We start from the raw sequence: 16,451 nt of genomic DNA, 5'->3' as shown, positions 1-16,451 counted from the left end.
GCGTCTGCCTGTGGGCCGAGGACACCGACCTCCCGGCCCGCAGCACCAGCCGCGCCCGGCGCGGAGCGCGCCCGCACCCGTTCGCCGTGCCGGCCGAGCGGCTCGCGGCGGTGTGGGACACGACCACCGCGACGGCCGGTGTCGCGGTGCTCGCCCTGCCGTCTGACGCCGACGCCCCGCGGGACTCCGACGACCTCGACCGCGAGGAGACCGGCCCCGACCCCGGCGCTGCCGTGCTCGCGGACTGGAGCGTCCCGGTCCTCGAGCTCCCGCCCGGGGCGGGGCCGCCGGTACCCCCGGAGGGGACGCGGGCGAGCCCCTCGGTCGCGGCGCTGCGCGCGGTCGACGCGCTCGCCGCGGACCTCGTCACCCGGGGCCGCCTGCTGCCCGCGCCCGGCGACGACGGGGAGGAGCGCCACCTGGTGTGGCGCCCCGTCCTCCAGGGCCCCGACCTCGTCGCCGCCGACACGCTCGCCGCCGCCCTGCCCCCGGTGTGCCGCTGCGAGCGGGTGCCGGGGGAGGACCCGGTGGGCGCCGCGGCGGTGGTCGAGGCGGCGCTGGCGGCGGCCGTCGACGCCCACGCCCGCGCCCGCCTCACCGGCACCGAGGAGCTCGCGACCGCCCCGGACTGGGCGCACGCCCTCGGCGACGAGCCCGTGCTCGGCGACCCCGCCCCGCCCGACGGGCTCGTCGCCGGCCTGCGGCGCTGGGCCGTCGTCGGCGCCCCCCACGCCGGGCCGGCGCGGGGCTCCTTCCGGCTCGACGAGGTGGTGGCCGACGAGTTCGACCACGCCCTCGACGACCCCGAGCCCCTGTTCCGGCTGACCTTCGCCCTCCAGTCCGCCCAGGATCCGAGCCTGACCGTCGACGCAGACACCGTCTGGCGCGACCCCACGGCCCTGCGCCGCTGGCTCGACGACCCCGCCGAGGTGCTGCTCGGCGAGCTCGGTCGCGCCGCCCGGGTCTACCCCGAGCTCGGCGACGCGCTGCGCGTCCCGCGCCCCGGCGGCATGGACCTCGACCTCGCGGGCGCGCACCACTTCCTCGCCCACGTCGCCGCCGACCTCGACCGCGCCGGCTTCGGTGTCCTGCTGCCCGCGGGCTGGCGCGCCGGGCCCGCGCGCCTCGGGCTCGCCGGGGCCGGCGGGCACACGGCACCGGCGGCGCGCCCGGACGGCGTCGTCGACACCGGCACGAAGATCGGCAAGGACGACCTCGTCGACTTCTCCTGGCGGCTCGCCGTGGACGGCGAGGAGCTCTCGAACGCCGAGATGGACGCGCTCGTGCGCGCCAAGGCCCCGCTCGTGCGCCTGCGGGGGCGCTGGGTGGCCCTCGACCCCGACCGGCTCCGCGACGGCCTCGCCTTCCTCGCCGAACGGCGCGACCGCCCGACCGTCGGCGACGTGCTCCACCTCGCGGTCACCCACCCCGACGACGTCCCGGCGCCGCTGCCCGTGGAGTCCCTGCGCCTCGACGGCGAGGTCGGCGACCTCCTCGCCGGCGGCACCACCCTCGAGCCTCTCGACACCCCGCCCGGCGTCCGCGCGACGCTGCGGCCCTACCAGCGCCGCGGGCTGTCGTGGCTCGCGTTCCTCGCGCGGCTGCGGCTCGGCGGGGTGCTCGCCGACGACATGGGCCTGGGCAAGACGCTGCAGGTCCTGGCGCTGGAGGCCCACGAGCGGGCCGGCGCGGAGTCCGACACCGACCTCGCCGACGGCCCTGCCGACGACCCTGCCGACGACCCTGGCCCGACCCTGCTCGTCTGCCCCACCTCGGTGGTCTCGACCTGGCGGCGGGAGGCCGAGCGGTTCGTCCCGGAGCTGCGCGTCGCGGTCCACCACGGCGCCGGGCGCACCCACCCGCGCGAGGCGGCCGCCGGCGCCGACCTCGTCGTCACCTCCTACGGCACGCTCGTGCGCGACACCGACGCCTTCGCCGACCTCGCCTGGCACCGGGTGGTGCTCGACGAGGCGCAGATGGTCAAGAACAACCGCTCGCGCGGCGCCAAGGCCGTCCGGCGCCTCGACGCCCGGCACCGCCTCGCGCTCACCGGGACGCCGGTGGAGAACCGCCTCGCCGAGCTGTGGTCGATCATGGACGCGGTCAACCCGGGCATGCTCGGCAGCGCGAGCGCCTTCCGCGAGCGCTACGCGGTCCCCGTCGAGCGCCACGGCCGCGTCGACGTCGCCGAGGACCTGCGCCGGCGCACCCGCCCGTTCCTGCTGAGGCGGCTCAAGACCGACCCGACGGTCGTCGACGACCTGCCCGAGAAGATCGAGACCGTCGAGCGGTGCGGGCTGACCGCCGAGCAGGCGTCGCTCTACCGCGTCGTCGTCGACGACATGCTCGAGAAGCTCGACGACCCGTCGATCGACCGGGATCCGGCCATCGAGCGGCGCGGGCGGGTGCTGGCGGCGATGACGAAGCTCAAGCAGGTCTGCGACCACCCGGCGCTGCTGCTGCACGACGGGTCCCCGATCGGCCGGCGCTCGGGCAAGATCGCGCGCCTCGAGGAGATCCTCGGCGAGGTGCTCGCCGCCGGGGACCGCGCGCTGCTGTTCACCCAGTTCGCGGCGTTCGGCGACATGCTGGCCCCGCACCTCGCCGCCCGGTTCGACACCGAGGTCGCGTGGCTGCACGGCGGCGTGTCGCGACGCGCCCGGGACACGATGGTCGAGCGGTTCCAGCGCGGGGACGGCCCCCCGCTGTTCCTGCTCTCGCTGCGCGCCGGCGGCACGGGGATCACGCTGACCGCGGCCCAGCACGTCGTGCACCTCGACCGCTGGTGGAACCCGGCCGTCGAGGACCAGGCCACCGACCGCGCCTTCCGCATCGGCCAGAAGCGCACGGTCGGGGTCCGCAAGCTCGTCTGCGCGGGCACGCTGGAGGAGCGGATCGACGACCTCGTCGCCGGCAAGCGCGAGCTCGCCGACCTCGCGGTCCGCGACGGCGAGGACTGGCTCACCGACCTGTCGACCGACGAGCTCGCGAAGGTCCTGACCCTCGACGCAGAGGCGGACGACGACCTGGGGGAGGTGGACGACGACGATGGTGCGTGAGACACGGTCGGGCCCGCGTTTCCACGAACGCTTCGAGGAGTTCGGCAGGCGCAAGCCCGTCGACGACGGCATCGTCGCCCGCAGCCGCCGGGGCGCGATCGGGGAGTCGTGGTGGTCGGGGCGCTTCCTCGCGGTCCTCACCCGGCTGGGCGTCGGCGGCCGGCTCGACCGCGGCAGGACCTACGCCCGGGCCGGGCAGGTGATCGACCTCGCCATCGGGCCCGGCGCGATCACCGCGACCGTGCAGGGCAGCCGCGACGAGCCCTACCGCGCGCGGATCGGCCTGCGCCCCTTCGCCGACGAGGCCTGGGACGCCGTGCTCGACGCGCTGGCCGCCGACTCCTGGTACGCCGCGGCCCTGCTCGCCGGGGAGGTCCCCGACGACCTCGAGGACGTCCTGCACCGCGTGGGGCTCTCGCTGTTCCCGCAGGGGTCGGGCGAGCTGCCGATGGACTGCTCCTGCCCGGACTGGTCGGTGCCGTGCAAGCACCTCGCCGCCGTCGCCTACCTCGCCGCCGAGGAGTTCGACGTGGACCCGTTCGCGCTGCTGCGCTGGCGGGGCCGGGACCGGGCGACGCTGCTCGCGGCCCTGCGCGACCGCCGCGACGCCGGTGCCGGCAGCCCCGCCGCACTCGCGGACCTCCTCGACCGCTTCCACCGTCCCGGCGTCCCGATCCCCGCCGCGCCCGGGCACGCGCGTGCCCCGGCGCCCGACGCCCTGCTCGACGAGCTGCCGCCGCTGGAGGTCGGGGGCCCCACGTCGAGCAGCGACGTCCGCGAGGTCCTGCGCCCGCTCTACCGGCGGATGGCGGAACCTCCGGCACCACCGGCGTAGGTTCGTCCCGTGGAGCCTGATCAGCCCGAGAGCCCGATCACCGTCCTGCTGGTGGTCGCCCACCCCGACGACATCGACTTCGGCAGCGGCGGCTCCGTCGCCACCTGGACCGGCCAGGGTCACCGGGTCGTCTACTGCCTGCTCACCGACGGGGACGCGGGCGGGTTCGACGAGGAGGTCACCCGCACCGACATGGCGAGCCTGCGCCGCGAGGAGCAGACGGCCGCGGCGGCCATCCTCGGCGTCGACGAGCTGCACTTCCTCGGCTGGCCCGACGGCCGCCTGTCCGTCACCCACGAGCTGCGCCGGGACATCACCCGCGTCATCCGGCAGGTCCGCCCCGACCGGGTCGTCACCCAGTCCCCGACGCGCAACCTGCGCTCGATGTACGGCAGCCACCCCGACCACACGGCGGCCGGCGAAGCCACGATGTGCGCGGTCTACCCCGACGCCCGCAACCCGTTCGCCCACCCCGAGCTGCTCGCCGAGGAGGGCCTCGCCGCCCACACCGTCACCGAGGTGTGGATCTCCCACATGGGCGAGGGCGCCGATCACTACGTCGACACCACCGACGCCTTCGAGCGCAAGGTCGAGGCCCTGCGCGCTCACAAGAGCCAGACCGCGCACATGGACGACCTGCGCGGCCGCATGTGGGGCTGGGGCCGCTCGCAGGCCAAGGCCGCCGAGTTCGGCCCGGACCGCACCGCCGAGGGCTACCTGGTGCTCGACACCCGCTGAGCCCGGTGGCCGACGCCACGGGGTGAGCGACGCGACGTCGGCGAGGGTTTACCCCTCGTGGCGGGGAGGTCAGCCTGGAGATGGACGCGGGGCCGACGCCGCCCCCGAGGGCCGGAGATCAGCTCCCCGCGTGAAGGAGGTCCCCATGAGCGACGTGTCGTGGCTCGGCAATCGGGTGCAGCTGCAGGAGATCGAGGACACCGACCTCACCTACCTGCAGTGGCGCCGTCCGTGGCAGGGGTCCCTCCGGGGCTACCTCGTCGTCGGCTCCGAGGAGCGGGCCCTCGTCGAGAGCGCCGTGGAGGAGGCCGCCGACGGTCGCCGTGAGCACCCGCGCCTCGACGCGGCCGGGGAGCCCACGAACCTGGAGGCCTTCCTCGCCGAGGTCCTCGGCCGCCGCCCCGGCGAGCCCGCGCCCGCGGACGCCACCCCCTCGGTCTGAGGTCGGGGGAGACGCCCCGGGATCGCCGGGGCGTCTCCCGTCGACCCCCCGCGTGAAGCTCGCGGGACTCGCTCCCGGCACCGCCGGTCCCCGCCGGGTGCTTCGATTCCCGAAGCATTGCGCGGGGGTCTCCCCGTCGTCGGCCCGCGTCCGACTTCTGTCGCGCGGACGCTTCGATTTTCGAAGCTTCACCCGCGAACGCCACCCTGGCCCCCTCCTCGCCCGTCGGCTCGCACGGAGAGCCGCAGCCGGGCGCCCGAACGGCTTCTGCGAACCACCACCGCCCGCGAGCCTCGCTCCGTACGGTCCGTCCCGAGCGCGGGGAGGGTCCGGTGGACGAGGCGGAGCAGCAGGCGCAGCAGGCGCGGCGGGAGCGGTTCCGCCTGGCTGAGCGGCGGTGGGCGGCCGAGACGCTGGTCGGCGAGCTCGCGATGGCCCTGCGGCGCCACCACCGCGAGCACGTGCGCCGGTTCGGGCTCCGCGAGGTCGAGATGGCGGCGGTGCAACTCGTCGACCGGCGGGAGGGCCTGTCGATGACGGCGCTGGCCGAGCGCCTGGGGCTCAGCCGCGCGGCGACGACCGCGATCGTCGACCGGCTCGTGGCCCTCGAGCGGGTGGTGCGGTGGCGCGACGAGGGTGATCGCCGGCGGATGGTCGTCGTGGCGATCACGCGGCCGGAGAGCACCCCGCCGTGGCGTCGCCTCGTCGCCGACCTCGAGAGACGCCAGGAGTACTTCAGCGACGACGAGCTGCACACCGTGGCGCGGTGGGTCGCGGTGATGCGGGACGAGCTGCACCGGCGGGCGGGCGACCTGGGCGTCGAGCGGGCCGGCCGCGAGGCCTGGGAGCGGCGCCGGCGCGCGTACCGGTGACGGGGTGGTCCGGGGACGACACGCCAGGGACACGCCGCGACACGCCGCCCGACACGCCGATTCCACCCATCCGGGTGCACGCCGGAAGGCCGGACGGACGCGCCTACGCTGGGGGTCACCATGGCCGACCCGCAGACGTATCGACCCGCTCCGGGGAGCATCCCGGAGGCGCCCGGCGTGTACCGGTTCTCGGACGAGAACGGGCGCGTCATCTACGTCGGGAAGGCCAAGAGCCTGCGCAGCCGGCTCAACTCGTACTTCGCCGACGTCGCGGGGCTGCACCCGCGCACGCGGCGCATGGTCACCTCCGCGGCGGCGGTGCAGTGGACGGTGGTCCACACCGAGGTCGAGGCCCTCCAGCTCGAGTACAACTGGATCAAGGAGTTCGACCCGCGGTTCAACGTCCGTTACCGCGACGACAAGACCTATCCGGTCCTCGCGGTCACGCTGAACGAGGAGTACCCGCAGCTGCGGGTCTACCGCGGGCCCCGCAAGAAGGGCGTGCGCTACTTCGGTCCCTACGCCCACGCCTGGGCGATCCGCGAGACGGTCAAGCTGCTGACGCGGGTGTTCCCGGCGCGGGTCTGCTCGGGCGGGGTGTTCAAGCGCCACGGGCAGATCGGGCGCCCCTGCATGCTCGGCTACATCGACAAGTGCTCGGCGCCGTGCGTCGGGCGGGTCAGCGCCGAGGAGCACCGGCAGATCGTCCTCGACTTCTGCGACTTCCTGGCCGGCCACACCGACCAGCTCATCGGCCGCATCGAGAAGGACATGCAGGTCGCCGCGGCCGACATGGACTTCGAGAAGGCCGCCCGGCTGCGCGACGACGCGGGCGCGCTCAAGCGGGTCGTCGAGAAGCAGGCGGTCGTGCTCGGCGACGGCACCGACGCCGACGTCGTCGCGTTCGCGACCGACGAGCTCGAGGCCGCCGTCCAGGTCTTCCACGTCCGCGGCGGGCGGGTCCGGGGCCAGCGCGGCTGGGTCGTCGAGACCGAGGCGGACAGCGACGCCGCCGACCTCGTCGGCCAGTTCCTCGCGCAGTTCTACGGCGAGCAGGCCGCGCTCGCGGGCTCCGCCGACGACGCCGTGCAGCCGGTGCCGCGCGAGGTGCTCGTCCCCGCGCTGCCCGACGACGCGCCGGCGCTCTCCCAGTGGCTCTCGGAGCTGCGGGGCTCGCGGGTCTCGCTGCGCGTGGCCCAGCGCGGCGACAAGCGCACGCTGGCCGAGACCGTGGAGCGCAACGCCAAGGAGGAGCTGACCCGGCACAAGCTGCGGCGCGCCGGCGACCTCACCGCGCGCAGCGCCGCGCTCGAGGAGCTCCAGGAGCAACTGGCCCTCGACACCGCCCCGCTGCGCATCGAGTGCACCGACGTCAGCCACGTGCAGGGCTCGGACGTCGTGGCGAGCCTCGTCGTGTTCGAGGACGGGCTGCCGAAGAAGGCCGACTACCGGCGCTACTCGATCCGCGGCGGCGCGGAGGGCGGCGACGTCGCGGCGATCGCGGAGGTGGTGCGCCGGCGGTTCGCGCGCTACCTGCGGGAGACCGCCGAGGACGGCCCGGACCACACCGACACCGCGTGCGCGGGGGAGACCAGCGACGGTGGCCCGGCCACCGGCGAGGTCGGGCCCGACGACGGCCCGCTGCCCGGCATCGACCCCACGACCGGCCGCCCGCGGAGGTTCGCCTACCCGCCGAACCTGCTGGTGGTCGACGGCGGCGCGCCCCAGGTGGCGGCCGCGGCCGAGGTGCTCGGCGAGCTCGGAATCTCCGACGTCGCGGTGGTCGGGCTGGCCAAGCGCCTCGAGGAGGTCTGGCTGCCCGGCGAGGAGGACCCGGCGATCCTGCCGCGCCAGAGCGAGGCGCTCTACCTGCTCCAGCGCGTGCGCGACGAGGCGCACCGCTTCGCGATCACCTACCACCGCCAGAAGCGTTCGACACGGATGACGGCGTCCGCGCTCGACGGCGTGCCCGGGCTGGGCGAGGCCCGGCGCACGGCGCTGCTCAAGCACTTCGGGTCGGTGCGCAAGCTGCGGGCCGCGACGGTCGAGCAGATCACCGAGGTGCCCGGCGTCGGCCGGCGCACCGCGGAGGCGGTGCTCGACGCACTGAACGACGGGGGGACGGCATGACGGACCGGGCGGGGGCACCCCCGCACCCGGGCGGGATCGAGGTCGCGATCGTCTCGGGGCTCTCGGGCGCCGGGCGCAGCACGGCCGCCAAGGTGCTCGAGGACCTCGGCTGGTTCGTCGTCGACAACCTGCCGCCCGAGCTGATCGAGACGATGGTCGACCTCGGGGCGCGCTCGTCGGGGCAGGTCACGCGGATCGCGGTGGTGATGGACGTGCGCAGCCGCGCGTTCACCGCCGACCTGGGCGCGGTGATCAAGGAGCTCGACGCGCGCGGCCACCGGCCGCGGGTGCTGTTCCTCGACGCGTCGGACGCCGTGCTCATCCGCCGCTTCGAGTCGAACCGCCGCTCGCACCCGCTGCAGGGCGACGGGCGGATCTCCGACGGCATCCGTGCCGAGCGGGAGCTGCTCGCCCCGCTGCACGACCAGGCCGACCTCGTCGTCGACACCTCGAACCGCTCGGTGCACCAGCTGCGCACCGCGATCGAGAGCGCGTTCGGCGACGCCGCCGCGGACGTGGGGCACAGCGTCACCGTCGTTTCGTTCGGCTACAAGCACGGGCTGCCGCCGGACGCCGACCTCGTCGTGGACATGCGCTTCCTGCCCAACCCGCACTGGATCCCCGAGCTGCGCGAGCACGACGGGCGCGAGGCCGTGGTCTCGGACTACGTGCTCTCGCAGGAGGGCGCCGAGGAGTTCCTCGAGCGCTACCTCGACCTGCTGCGCCTGGTCGGGGCGGGCTACCGCCGCGAGGGCAAGCGCTACCTGACCGTCGCGGTGGGCTGCACGGGCGGCAAGCACCGCAGCGTCGCGATCGCCGAGGAGCTCGCCCGGCGCATGACCGGCGAGGACGGCGTGCGCGTGACGGTGTCGCACCGCGACGTGGGCCGCGAGTGAGCGCCGGCGACGGGCCGGCGAGGCCGCTGCGGGCGGTCGCGCTCGGCGGCGGCCACGGCCTGCACGCGACGCTGACGGCCCTGCGGCGGCTGACCGACGACATCACCGCGGTCGTCGTGGTCGCCGACGACGGGGGCTCGTCGGGGCGCATCCGCCGCGAGCTGGACATCCTGCCCCTCGGCGACCTGCGGATGGCGCTCGGCGCGCTGGCGGGCCAGGAGAACGCGGGCGCGGAGAACACGCTGTGGCAGCGGGTCTTCGAGCACCGCTACGGCGGCCACGGGGCGCTCGCCGGCCACGCCGTCGGGAACCTCCTGCTGGCCGGGCTGGTGGAGGTCCTCGACGACCCGGTGGCCGCACTCGACCAGGCCTGCCGCCTGCTCGGGGTCACCGGGCGGGTGCTGCCGATGAGCACGCAGCCCGTCGACATCGAGGCCGACGTCACCGGCATCCAGCCCGGCCGAGCCGGGTCCGGGGGCGCCGACCAGGGCCGCGACATCGCCCACCGCATCCGCGGCCAGGTGGCCGTCGCGACGACGCCCGGGCGCGTGCAGCAGGTGCGCCTCGACCCGCGCCGGCCGAAGGCGTGCCCGGAGGCGGCCGAGGCGCTGCGGTCCGCGGACCTCATCACCCTCGGCCCGGGCTCGTGGTTCTCGAGCGTCCTGCCCCACCTGCTCGTCCCCGAGCTGTTCACGGCGCTCGTGGAGAGCGAGGCCCGCAAGGTCCTCGTGCTCAACCTCGCCCCGCAGCCCGGCGAGACCGCCGGGTTCTCGCCGGAGCAGCACCTCGAGGTGCTCGCCGCGCACGCCCCGCGCCTGCGGCTCGACGTCGTCGTCGCGGACACGGACGCCGTCCCGGAGCCGGACCTGCTGCGTCGCGGCGCCGAGGCGTTCGGCGCGGACACCCTGCTCACCACCGTCGGCACGTCCGACGGCACCCCCCGGCACGACCCCGAGGCCCTCGCCGAGGCCCTCGCCGACGCCGCCCGCCACCGTGTCGAGCCCGCGCCCGGGCCGGCGACGAACGGCGCGCACGGTGTCGTGACCAGTGGCGTCACCGTGTCCGGGGTCGACCCCCGCCCGCACCAGGAGGAGGACCGAAGGTGGCCATGACCGCAGCGGTCAAGGACGAGCTGAGCCGGCTCGCGGTGACGAAGACGTGCTGCCGGCGCGCCGAGGTGGCGGCCCTGCTGCGCTTCGGCGGGGGCCTGCACATCGTCGGTGGGCGGGTCGTCGTCGAGGCCGAGCTCGACACCGGCGCCGGCGCCCGCCGCCTGCGCGGCGAGATCCACGACCTGTACGGGCACAACCCCGAGGTGCACGTCCTGTCCCAGGGCGGGCTGCGCAAGGGGACCCGCTACGTCGTGCGCGTCGCGACCGACGGCGACTCGCTCGCCCGCCAGACCGGCCTGCTCGACCCGCGCGGGCGTCCCGTCCGGGGCCTGCCGCCGCAGGTCGTCTCCGGCGGGGTGTGCGACGCCGAGGCGGCGTGGCGCGGGGCGTTCCTCGCGCACGGCTCGCTGACCGAGCCCGGCCGCAGCTCCGCGCTGGAGATCACCTGCCCGGGCATGGAGGCGGCGATGGCGCTGGTCGGCGCTGCGCGGCGGCTCGGCGTGGTGGCCAAGGCCCGCGAGGTCCGCGGCGCCGACCGCGTCGTGGTCCGCGACGGCGACGCCATCGGCGCGCTGCTCACCCGCCTGGGCGCCCACACCTCGGTGCTCGCCTGGGAGGAGCGCCGTATGCGCCGCGAGGTGCGCGCGACCGCCAACCGGCTCGCGAACTTCGACGACGCCAACCTGCGCCGCTCGGTGAAGGCGGCCGTCACGGCGTCGGCGCGCGTGAGCCGGGCGCTGGAGCTGCTCGGCGACGAGGTGCCCGACCACCTGGTGCAGGCCGGGCGCCTGCGCGTCGAGCACGAGCAGGCCTCGCTGGAGGAGCTGGGCCAGCTCGCCGAGCCGCCGATGACCAAGGACGCGGTGGCCGGGCGCATCCGCCGCCTGCTCGCGATGGCCGACAAGAAGGCCAAGGACATGCGCGTCCCGGACACGTCCTCGGTCGTGACCGAGGAGATGTCGGAGATGGCCGACCGCTGAGCCCGTCCCGCGCACGACGTGACGTCGTCCGCGGGACCCGGACGGCGGCCCCGGAGCCGTTAGGGTGGCGGCCCCACGGGGAACGCCGTTCTCCGAGCGCAGAGCGGCGTGCACACCCTGGTCAGACGACCGAGGCACGAGAGGCAGGGCGAGGCGCAGTGACGGTCCGCATCGGGATCAACGGGTTCGGTCGCATCGGACGCAACGTGTTCCGCGCGCTCGAGAAGCAGCGCGCGGCGGGCACCGCGGACATCGAGGTGCTCGCGGTCAACGACATCACCGACAACAAGACGCTCGCGCACCTGCTGCGCTACGACTCGGTGCACGGCCGCTTCGACGGCACCGTCGAGCACACCGACGACGCGCTGATCGTGAACGGCACCACGGTGAAGGCGTTCGCCGAGAAGGACCCGGCGGCGCTGCCCTGGGGGGACCTCGGCGTCGACGTCGTCATCGAGTCCTCGGGGATCTTCACCGACGCGGACTCGGCCGGGAAGCACCTCAAGGCCGGGGCGAAGAAGGTCGTCATCTCCGCGCCCGCCAAGGGCGAGGACCTCACCGTCGTGCTGGGCATCAACGACTCCGCCTACGACGGCAGCCAGAACATCCTGTCCAACGCCTCGTGCACGACCAACTGTGTCGCGCCGATGCTCAAGGTGCTGAACGACGAGTTCGGCGTCGAGACCGGCTTCATGTCGACGATCCACGCCTACACGGGCGACCAGCGGGTCCACGACGCCCCGCACAAGGACCTCCGCCGGGCCCGCGCCGCGGCCGTCAACATCATCCCGACCACCAGCGGCGCCGCCGAGGCCACCGCCCTGGCGCTGCCGGCGCTGGAGGGCAAGGTCACCGGCATGGCCTACCGCGTGCCGGTCAGCGACGGCTCGGTCACCGACCTGACCGCGACGCTGAACAGCGACGTGACCGTCGAGTCGGTCAACGCCGCCTTCAAGAAGGCGGCCGACGGCGAGCTGCGGAACGTGCTGGTCTACACCGAGGACCCGATCGTTTCCACCGACATCGTCGGCGAGGCCGCGTCGTGCACCTTCGACGCCGGCATGACCAAGGTGCTCGGCAACCGGACCGTCAAGATCGTGGGCTGGTACGACAACGAGTGGGGCTACTCCAACCGCGTCGTCGACCTCACCACGCTCGTCGGCTCCAAGCTCTGATGAAGACGCTCGACGACCTGCTCGCCGAGGGCGTACAGGACCGCTTCGTCCTGCTCCGGGCCGACCTCAACGTGCCCGTCGACGGCTACACGATCACCGACGACGGCCGCATCAGGGCGGCGCTGCCGACGATCCAGCGGCTCGGCGAGGCGGGGGCCAAGATCGTCGTCACCGCGCACCTCGGCCGGCCGCAGGGCGGGCCGCCGCCCGGGCGCGACCAGGTGGAGAGCCTCTCGGCCGTGGCCGGGCGGCTCGGCCAGCTGCTCGACGAGCGGGTCCTGCTCGCGAAGGACGTGGTCGGCGAGTCGGCCGAGGAGACGGTCGGGCGCCTCGAGGCCGGCGACGTCGCCATGCTGGCCAACGTGCGCTGCGACGCGCGGGAGACCGGGTCGGCGTCGGAGCGCGAGGACCTCGCGACGGCACTCGCCGCGCTCGTCCCGGGCGGCGCGTTCGTCTCCGACGGCTTCGGCGTGGTGCACCGCGAGCAGGCCTCGGTGGTCGAGGTGGCCCGTCAGCTCCCGGCCTACGGCGGCGACCTCGTCGCCCGCGAGACCGAGGTGCTGCGCAGGCTCGTCGGCGACCCCGAGCGTCCCTACGTCGTGATCCTCGGCGGGTCCAAGGTGTCCGACAAGCTCGGCGTCCTGTCCAACCTGCTGCCGAAGGTCGACAAGCTGCTCGTCGGTGGGGCCATGTGCTTCACGTTCCTCGCCGCGCAGGGCCACGACGTGGGCGGCTCGAAGCTCGAGTCCGACCAGATCGACACCTGCAAGGACCTCCTCGGGCGCTACGCCGACACGCTGGTGCTGCCCACCGACGTCGTCGTCGCCTCGGAGTTCGCGGAGGACGCGCAGACCCGCACGGTCGCGGTGTCGGAGATGGCTGCGGCCGGGACGGAGGGCTGGCTGGGCCTCGACGTGGGCCCGGAGACGGTCGCGGCGTTCGGCGACGCGCTGGCCGGCGCGGCCACCGTGTTCTGGAACGGGCCGATGGGCGTGTTCGAGATGGCTCCGTTCGCGGCCGGCACGACGGGCGTGGCCGAGAAGGTCGCGGCGTCGGGTGCCTTCAGCGTGATCGGCGGCGGCGACTCGGCGTCGGCGATCCGCGCGGCGGGGCTGGACGAGAGCAGCTTCGGCCACATCTCCACCGGTGGCGGGGCCTCGCTCGAGTTCCTCGAGGGGCACGTGCTTCCGGGCATCGCCGTGTTGGAGGAGAGCTGATGGCGCGCAAGCCGCTGATCGCCGGCAACTGGAAGATGAACCTCAACCACCTCGAGGCCATCGGGGTGACCCAGAAGCTCGCGTTCGCCCTGCCCGGCAAGTACTTCGACGTCGTCGACGTCGCGGTGCTCCCGCCGTTCACCGACCTGCGCAGCGTGCAGACGCTGGTCGACGCCGACTCGATGCCGATCACCTACGGCGGCCAGGACCTCTCGCCGGAGGACTCCGGCGCGTTCACCGGGGACGTGTCGGGCGCGATGCTCGCGAAGCTCGGGTGCACGTGGGTCATCGTGGGGCACTCGGAGCGCCGCACGATCCACGGCGAGGACGACGAGCTGGTCAACCGCAAGGTGGCGGCCGCCCTGCGCCACGGCCTCACGCCCATCCTGTGCCTGGGGGAGGGCGAGGAGGTCCGCGACGCCGGCGGCCACGTGCCGCACTGCACGGCACAGCTCGACGGCGCGCTCAAGGGGCTGTCGGCCGACGACGTCGCCAAGGTCGTCGTGGCCTACGAACCGGTCTGGGCGATCGGCACCGGCAAGACCGCCGGGGTCGCCGACGCCCAGGAGGTCTGCCACGCGCTGCGCGAGCGCCTGCGCGAGGTGCACGGCGCGGGCGTCGCCGACCGCGTGCGCATCCTCTACGGCGGCTCGGTGAAGTCGAACAACGTCGCCGACCTCGTGACGAGCGACGACGTGGACGGCGCGCTGGTCGGGGGCGCGAGCCTCGACCCCGAGGGCTTCGCCGAGCTCTGCGCCCTCGCCGCGGGTGGCCCCCTGCCCTGAGGCCGGGTGCACGATGCCCCGTTCGGTCGACGGGTCCTGACAGGACCGTGACCGCGGCGGGGTATCGTGCACCACCAGCGCCGATCCCGCACGTCGGGACGGCCAGAGCCCCGCCCGGCCGGGTGGGGTCGGCTCCCGGAGGTCACGGACACCGACATGCGACTGTTCCTCGACATCCTGCTCATCGCGTCCAGCGTGCTGCTGGTGCTGCTGGTGCTCCTGCACCGCGGGCGCGGCGGCGGGCTGTCGTCGCTGTTCGGCGGCGGGGTGCAGTCGAGCCTCGCCGGGTCGAGCGTCGTCGAGAAGAACCTCGACCGCCTCACCCTGTTCGTCGGAGCCATCTGGCTGATCTCGATCGTCGGCACGGGGCTGCTCGTCAAGATCGAAGGTTGACGGGTGGCCCGGGTGCCGAGCGCCCGGCCGCCCCTGGACGCGGAGGTACTCCGGCGATGGCGACTGGCAACGCGATCCGAGGCACCCGGGTGGGTTCGGGCCCCATGGGGGAGTCCGAGCGCGGGGAGAGCGCGGCGCGCACCGTGGTCTCGTTCTGGTGCTCCAACGGGCACGAGACGCGTCCGTCGTTCGCGATGGACGCCGAGATCCCCACGAGCTGGGACTGCCCGCGCTGCGGCCTGCCGGCCAACACCGACGAGAAGAACCCGCCGCCGGCCAAGCGCACCGAGCCGTACAAGACGCACCTCGCCTACGTGAAGGAGCGCCGGTCGGACGCGGACGGCGAGGCCCTGCTCGACGAGGCCCTGGCGAAGCTGCGCGCGAAGCGCGGGGAGAGCTGACCCGCCCGCCCGCGGGCTGACATGATCCGGGCCATGGCGGCCCCAGCTGACACCACCGACACCCGCTTCTCGCTCCCGCAGTCCGCGCTGCCCACGGCGTGGTTCAACGTCGCGCCGCACCTGTCGTCCCCGTTGGACCCGCCGCTGCACCCGGCGACGCGGGAGCCGGTCGGCCCGGACGACCTCGCGCCGCTCTTCGCGCAGGAGCTCATCGGCCAGGAGATGGCGACCGACCCGTGGATCGACATCCCGGGCGAGGTGCTCGACGTCCTGCGGCTGTGGCGGCCGACGCCGCTGGTGCGCGCCCGGCGGCTGGAGGCCGCGCTGGGCACGCCCGCGCGCATCTACTTCAAGGACGAGTCGGTGTCGCCCGCGGGCTCGCACAAGCCGAACTCGGCGGTGCCGCAGGCGTACTACAACAAGCGCGAGGGCATCACGCGCCTGTCCACCGAGACCGGCGCGGGACAGTGGGGCACGGCGCTGTCGTTCGCGTGCGCGCAGTACGACCTCGAGTGCGCGGTCTACATGGTGCGCCGGAGCTTCGAGCAGAAGCCCTACCGCAAGGTGATCATGGAGACGTGGGGCGGCACGGTCGTCCCGTCACCGATCGACGACCCGTCGCACCCGGGCTCGCTGGGGGCCGCCATCTCCGACGCCGTCCGCGACGCCGTCGGGCGCGACGACACCCACTACGCGCTGGGCTCGGTGCTCAACCACGTGCTGCTGCACCAGACGGTCATCGGGCTCGAGGCCCAGCAGCAGCTGGCGAACGCGGGGGAGACCCGCCCGGACGTGGTCATCGCGCCGTGCGGCGGCGGGTCGAACCTGGGCGGCGTCGCGCTGCCGTTCCTGCCCGACCCGTCGGTGCGCCTGCTCGCCGCCGAGCCGGCCTCGTGCCCGACGCTGACGCAGGGCCGGTACACCTACGACTTCGGCGACACCGCCGGCTTCACGCCGCTGATGAACATGTACACGCTGGGCCACGACTTCGTGCCGCCCGGCATCCACGCCGGCGGCCTGCGCTACCACGGCGACTCGCCGATCATCTCGAAGCTCGTCCACGAGGGTCGGATGGAGGCGGTGGCCCACCGCCAGCGGGCCGTCTTCGAGGCGAACGTGCTGTTCGCGCGCGTCGAGGGCAAGGTCCCGGCGCCGGAGGCGGGCCACGGCATCGCGTCGGTGATCCAGGAGGCGAACGACGCGACGGCCACGGGCGAGGAGCGGGTGATCCTGTTCAACTACTGCGGCCACGGCCTGCTCGACCTCGCCGCCTACGAGGAGTACCTGGCGGGCAACCTGGTCGACGAGCCGTGAGCCGGCATCGGTTGTGAGCGAAGGGCACCTTCGCTCGCATAGATGGGCGAGGGGCGCCCTTCGCCGGAACACCGGCTGGCGGGTGGCTCTGAGCGAAGGGCA

The 16,451-nt window shown here is 74.6% G+C and carries 15 protein-coding genes; all 15 read left to right on the top strand.

The window, feature by feature from the left end:
- Positions 1-86: 86 nt before the first annotated feature.
- The 15 genes from ACYX4T_RS06080 (at position 87) to ACYX4T_RS06010 (ending at position 16,349) form a co-directional block, all read left to right on the top strand.
- Positions 87-3,059: a DEAD/DEAH box helicase gene (locus ACYX4T_RS06080; protein WP_476013667.1), complete on the top strand. Its 2,973-nt coding sequence runs from the start codon at positions 87-89 to the stop codon at positions 3,057-3,059.
- Complete coding sequence (locus ACYX4T_RS06075; RefSeq protein ID WP_476013666.1) at positions 3,049-3,894, top strand: SWIM zinc finger family protein; 846 nt, start codon at positions 3,049-3,051, stop codon at positions 3,892-3,894. Before ACYX4T_RS06080 ends, ACYX4T_RS06075 begins: the two co-directional genes overlap by 11 nt.
- 9 nt (positions 3,895-3,903) lie before the next feature.
- Complete coding sequence (locus tag ACYX4T_RS06070) at positions 3,904-4,632, top strand: PIG-L deacetylase family protein (protein WP_476013665.1); 729 nt, start codon at positions 3,904-3,906, stop codon at positions 4,630-4,632.
- Between the two features lie 145 nt (positions 4,633-4,777).
- The gene (locus tag ACYX4T_RS06065; protein WP_476013664.1) at positions 4,778-5,074 is read left to right on the top strand and encodes a hypothetical protein; all 297 of its coding nucleotides are present in this window, start codon (positions 4,778-4,780) and stop codon (positions 5,072-5,074) included.
- 332 nt (positions 5,075-5,406) lie between these two features.
- The gene (locus tag ACYX4T_RS06060; protein WP_476013663.1) at positions 5,407-5,946 is read left to right on the top strand and encodes a MarR family winged helix-turn-helix transcriptional regulator; all 540 of its coding nucleotides are present in this window, start codon (positions 5,407-5,409) and stop codon (positions 5,944-5,946) included.
- A 120-nt stretch (positions 5,947-6,066) separates the two neighbouring features.
- The gene (gene uvrC, locus ACYX4T_RS06055) at positions 6,067-8,076 is read left to right on the top strand and encodes an excinuclease ABC subunit UvrC (protein WP_476013662.1); all 2,010 of its coding nucleotides are present in this window, start codon (positions 6,067-6,069) and stop codon (positions 8,074-8,076) included.
- Positions 8,073-8,972: an RNase adapter RapZ gene (rapZ, locus tag ACYX4T_RS06050; RefSeq protein ID WP_476013661.1), complete on the top strand. Its 900-nt coding sequence runs from the start codon at positions 8,073-8,075 to the stop codon at positions 8,970-8,972. Before uvrC ends, rapZ begins: the two co-directional genes overlap by 4 nt.
- A gap of 26 nt (positions 8,973-8,998) precedes the next feature.
- The gene (locus tag ACYX4T_RS06045; protein WP_476015195.1) at positions 8,999-10,084 is read left to right on the top strand and encodes a gluconeogenesis factor YvcK family protein; all 1,086 of its coding nucleotides are present in this window, start codon (positions 8,999-9,001) and stop codon (positions 10,082-10,084) included.
- On the top strand, positions 10,075-11,064 hold the full coding sequence (gene whiA / locus ACYX4T_RS06040) for a DNA-binding protein WhiA (RefSeq protein WP_476013660.1): 990 nt from the start codon (positions 10,075-10,077) through the stop codon (positions 11,062-11,064). Before ACYX4T_RS06045 ends, whiA begins: the two co-directional genes overlap by 10 nt.
- Positions 11,065-11,222: 158 nt before the next feature.
- Positions 11,223-12,239: a type I glyceraldehyde-3-phosphate dehydrogenase gene (gene gap, locus ACYX4T_RS06035; protein ID WP_476013659.1), complete on the top strand. Its 1,017-nt coding sequence runs from the start codon at positions 11,223-11,225 to the stop codon at positions 12,237-12,239.
- Positions 12,239-13,456, top strand: a complete 1,218-nt coding sequence (locus tag ACYX4T_RS06030; protein WP_476013658.1) for a phosphoglycerate kinase — start codon at positions 12,239-12,241, stop codon at positions 13,454-13,456. The genes gap and ACYX4T_RS06030 overlap by 1 nt, the downstream gene beginning before the upstream one ends.
- On the top strand, positions 13,456-14,241 hold the full coding sequence (gene tpiA, locus ACYX4T_RS06025; RefSeq protein WP_476013657.1) for a triose-phosphate isomerase: 786 nt from the start codon (positions 13,456-13,458) through the stop codon (positions 14,239-14,241). The genes ACYX4T_RS06030 and tpiA overlap by 1 nt, the downstream gene beginning before the upstream one ends.
- A 156-nt stretch (positions 14,242-14,397) precedes the next feature.
- Positions 14,398-14,634 carry a preprotein translocase subunit SecG gene (secG, locus tag ACYX4T_RS06020; protein WP_116707491.1) on the top strand — a complete coding sequence of 79 codons (237 nt, stop codon included), beginning with the start codon at positions 14,398-14,400 and terminating at the stop codon, positions 14,632-14,634.
- Positions 14,635-14,690: 56 nt separating this feature from the next.
- Complete coding sequence (locus ACYX4T_RS06015) at positions 14,691-15,035, top strand: RNA polymerase-binding protein RbpA (protein ID WP_476013656.1); 345 nt, start codon at positions 14,691-14,693, stop codon at positions 15,033-15,035.
- A 33-nt stretch (positions 15,036-15,068) separates the two neighbouring features.
- A complete protein-coding gene (locus ACYX4T_RS06010; protein WP_476013655.1) occupies positions 15,069-16,349 on the top strand; it encodes a TrpB-like pyridoxal phosphate-dependent enzyme in 1,281 nt (426 codons plus the stop codon).
- The last annotated feature ends 102 nt before the right edge of the window (positions 16,350-16,451 follow it).

This window comes from Actinomycetospora sp. ABD4_176, assembly GCF_056311855.1.
Note: the sequence above shows the minus strand (reverse complement) of the source record. Positions and strands in the feature narration are given on the sequence as shown.

Bases quoted from the DNA above. Each gene is read 5' to 3' on its own strand.
- ACYX4T_RS06075 (WP_476013666.1), top strand. From the start codon at position 3,049: ATGGTGCGTGAGACACGGTCGGGCCCGCGTTTCCACGAACGCTTCGAG.
- ACYX4T_RS06065 (WP_476013664.1), top strand. From the start codon at position 4,778: ATGAGCGACGTGTCGTGGCTCGGCAATCGGGTGCAGCTGCAGGAGATC.
- uvrC (WP_476013662.1), top strand. From the start codon at position 6,067: ATGGCCGACCCGCAGACGTATCGACCCGCTCCGGGGAGCATCCCGGAG.
- rapZ (WP_476013661.1), top strand. From the start codon at position 8,073: ATGACGGACCGGGCGGGGGCACCCCCGCACCCGGGCGGGATCGAGGTC.
- ACYX4T_RS06030 (WP_476013658.1), top strand. From the start codon at position 12,239: ATGAAGACGCTCGACGACCTGCTCGCCGAGGGCGTACAGGACCGCTTC.
- tpiA (WP_476013657.1), top strand. From the start codon at position 13,456: ATGGCGCGCAAGCCGCTGATCGCCGGCAACTGGAAGATGAACCTCAAC.
- secG (WP_116707491.1), top strand. From the start codon at position 14,398: ATGCGACTGTTCCTCGACATCCTGCTCATCGCGTCCAGCGTGCTGCTG.
- ACYX4T_RS06015 (WP_476013656.1), top strand. From the start codon at position 14,691: ATGGCGACTGGCAACGCGATCCGAGGCACCCGGGTGGGTTCGGGCCCC.
- ACYX4T_RS06010 (WP_476013655.1), top strand. From the start codon at position 15,069: ATGGCGGCCCCAGCTGACACCACCGACACCCGCTTCTCGCTCCCGCAG.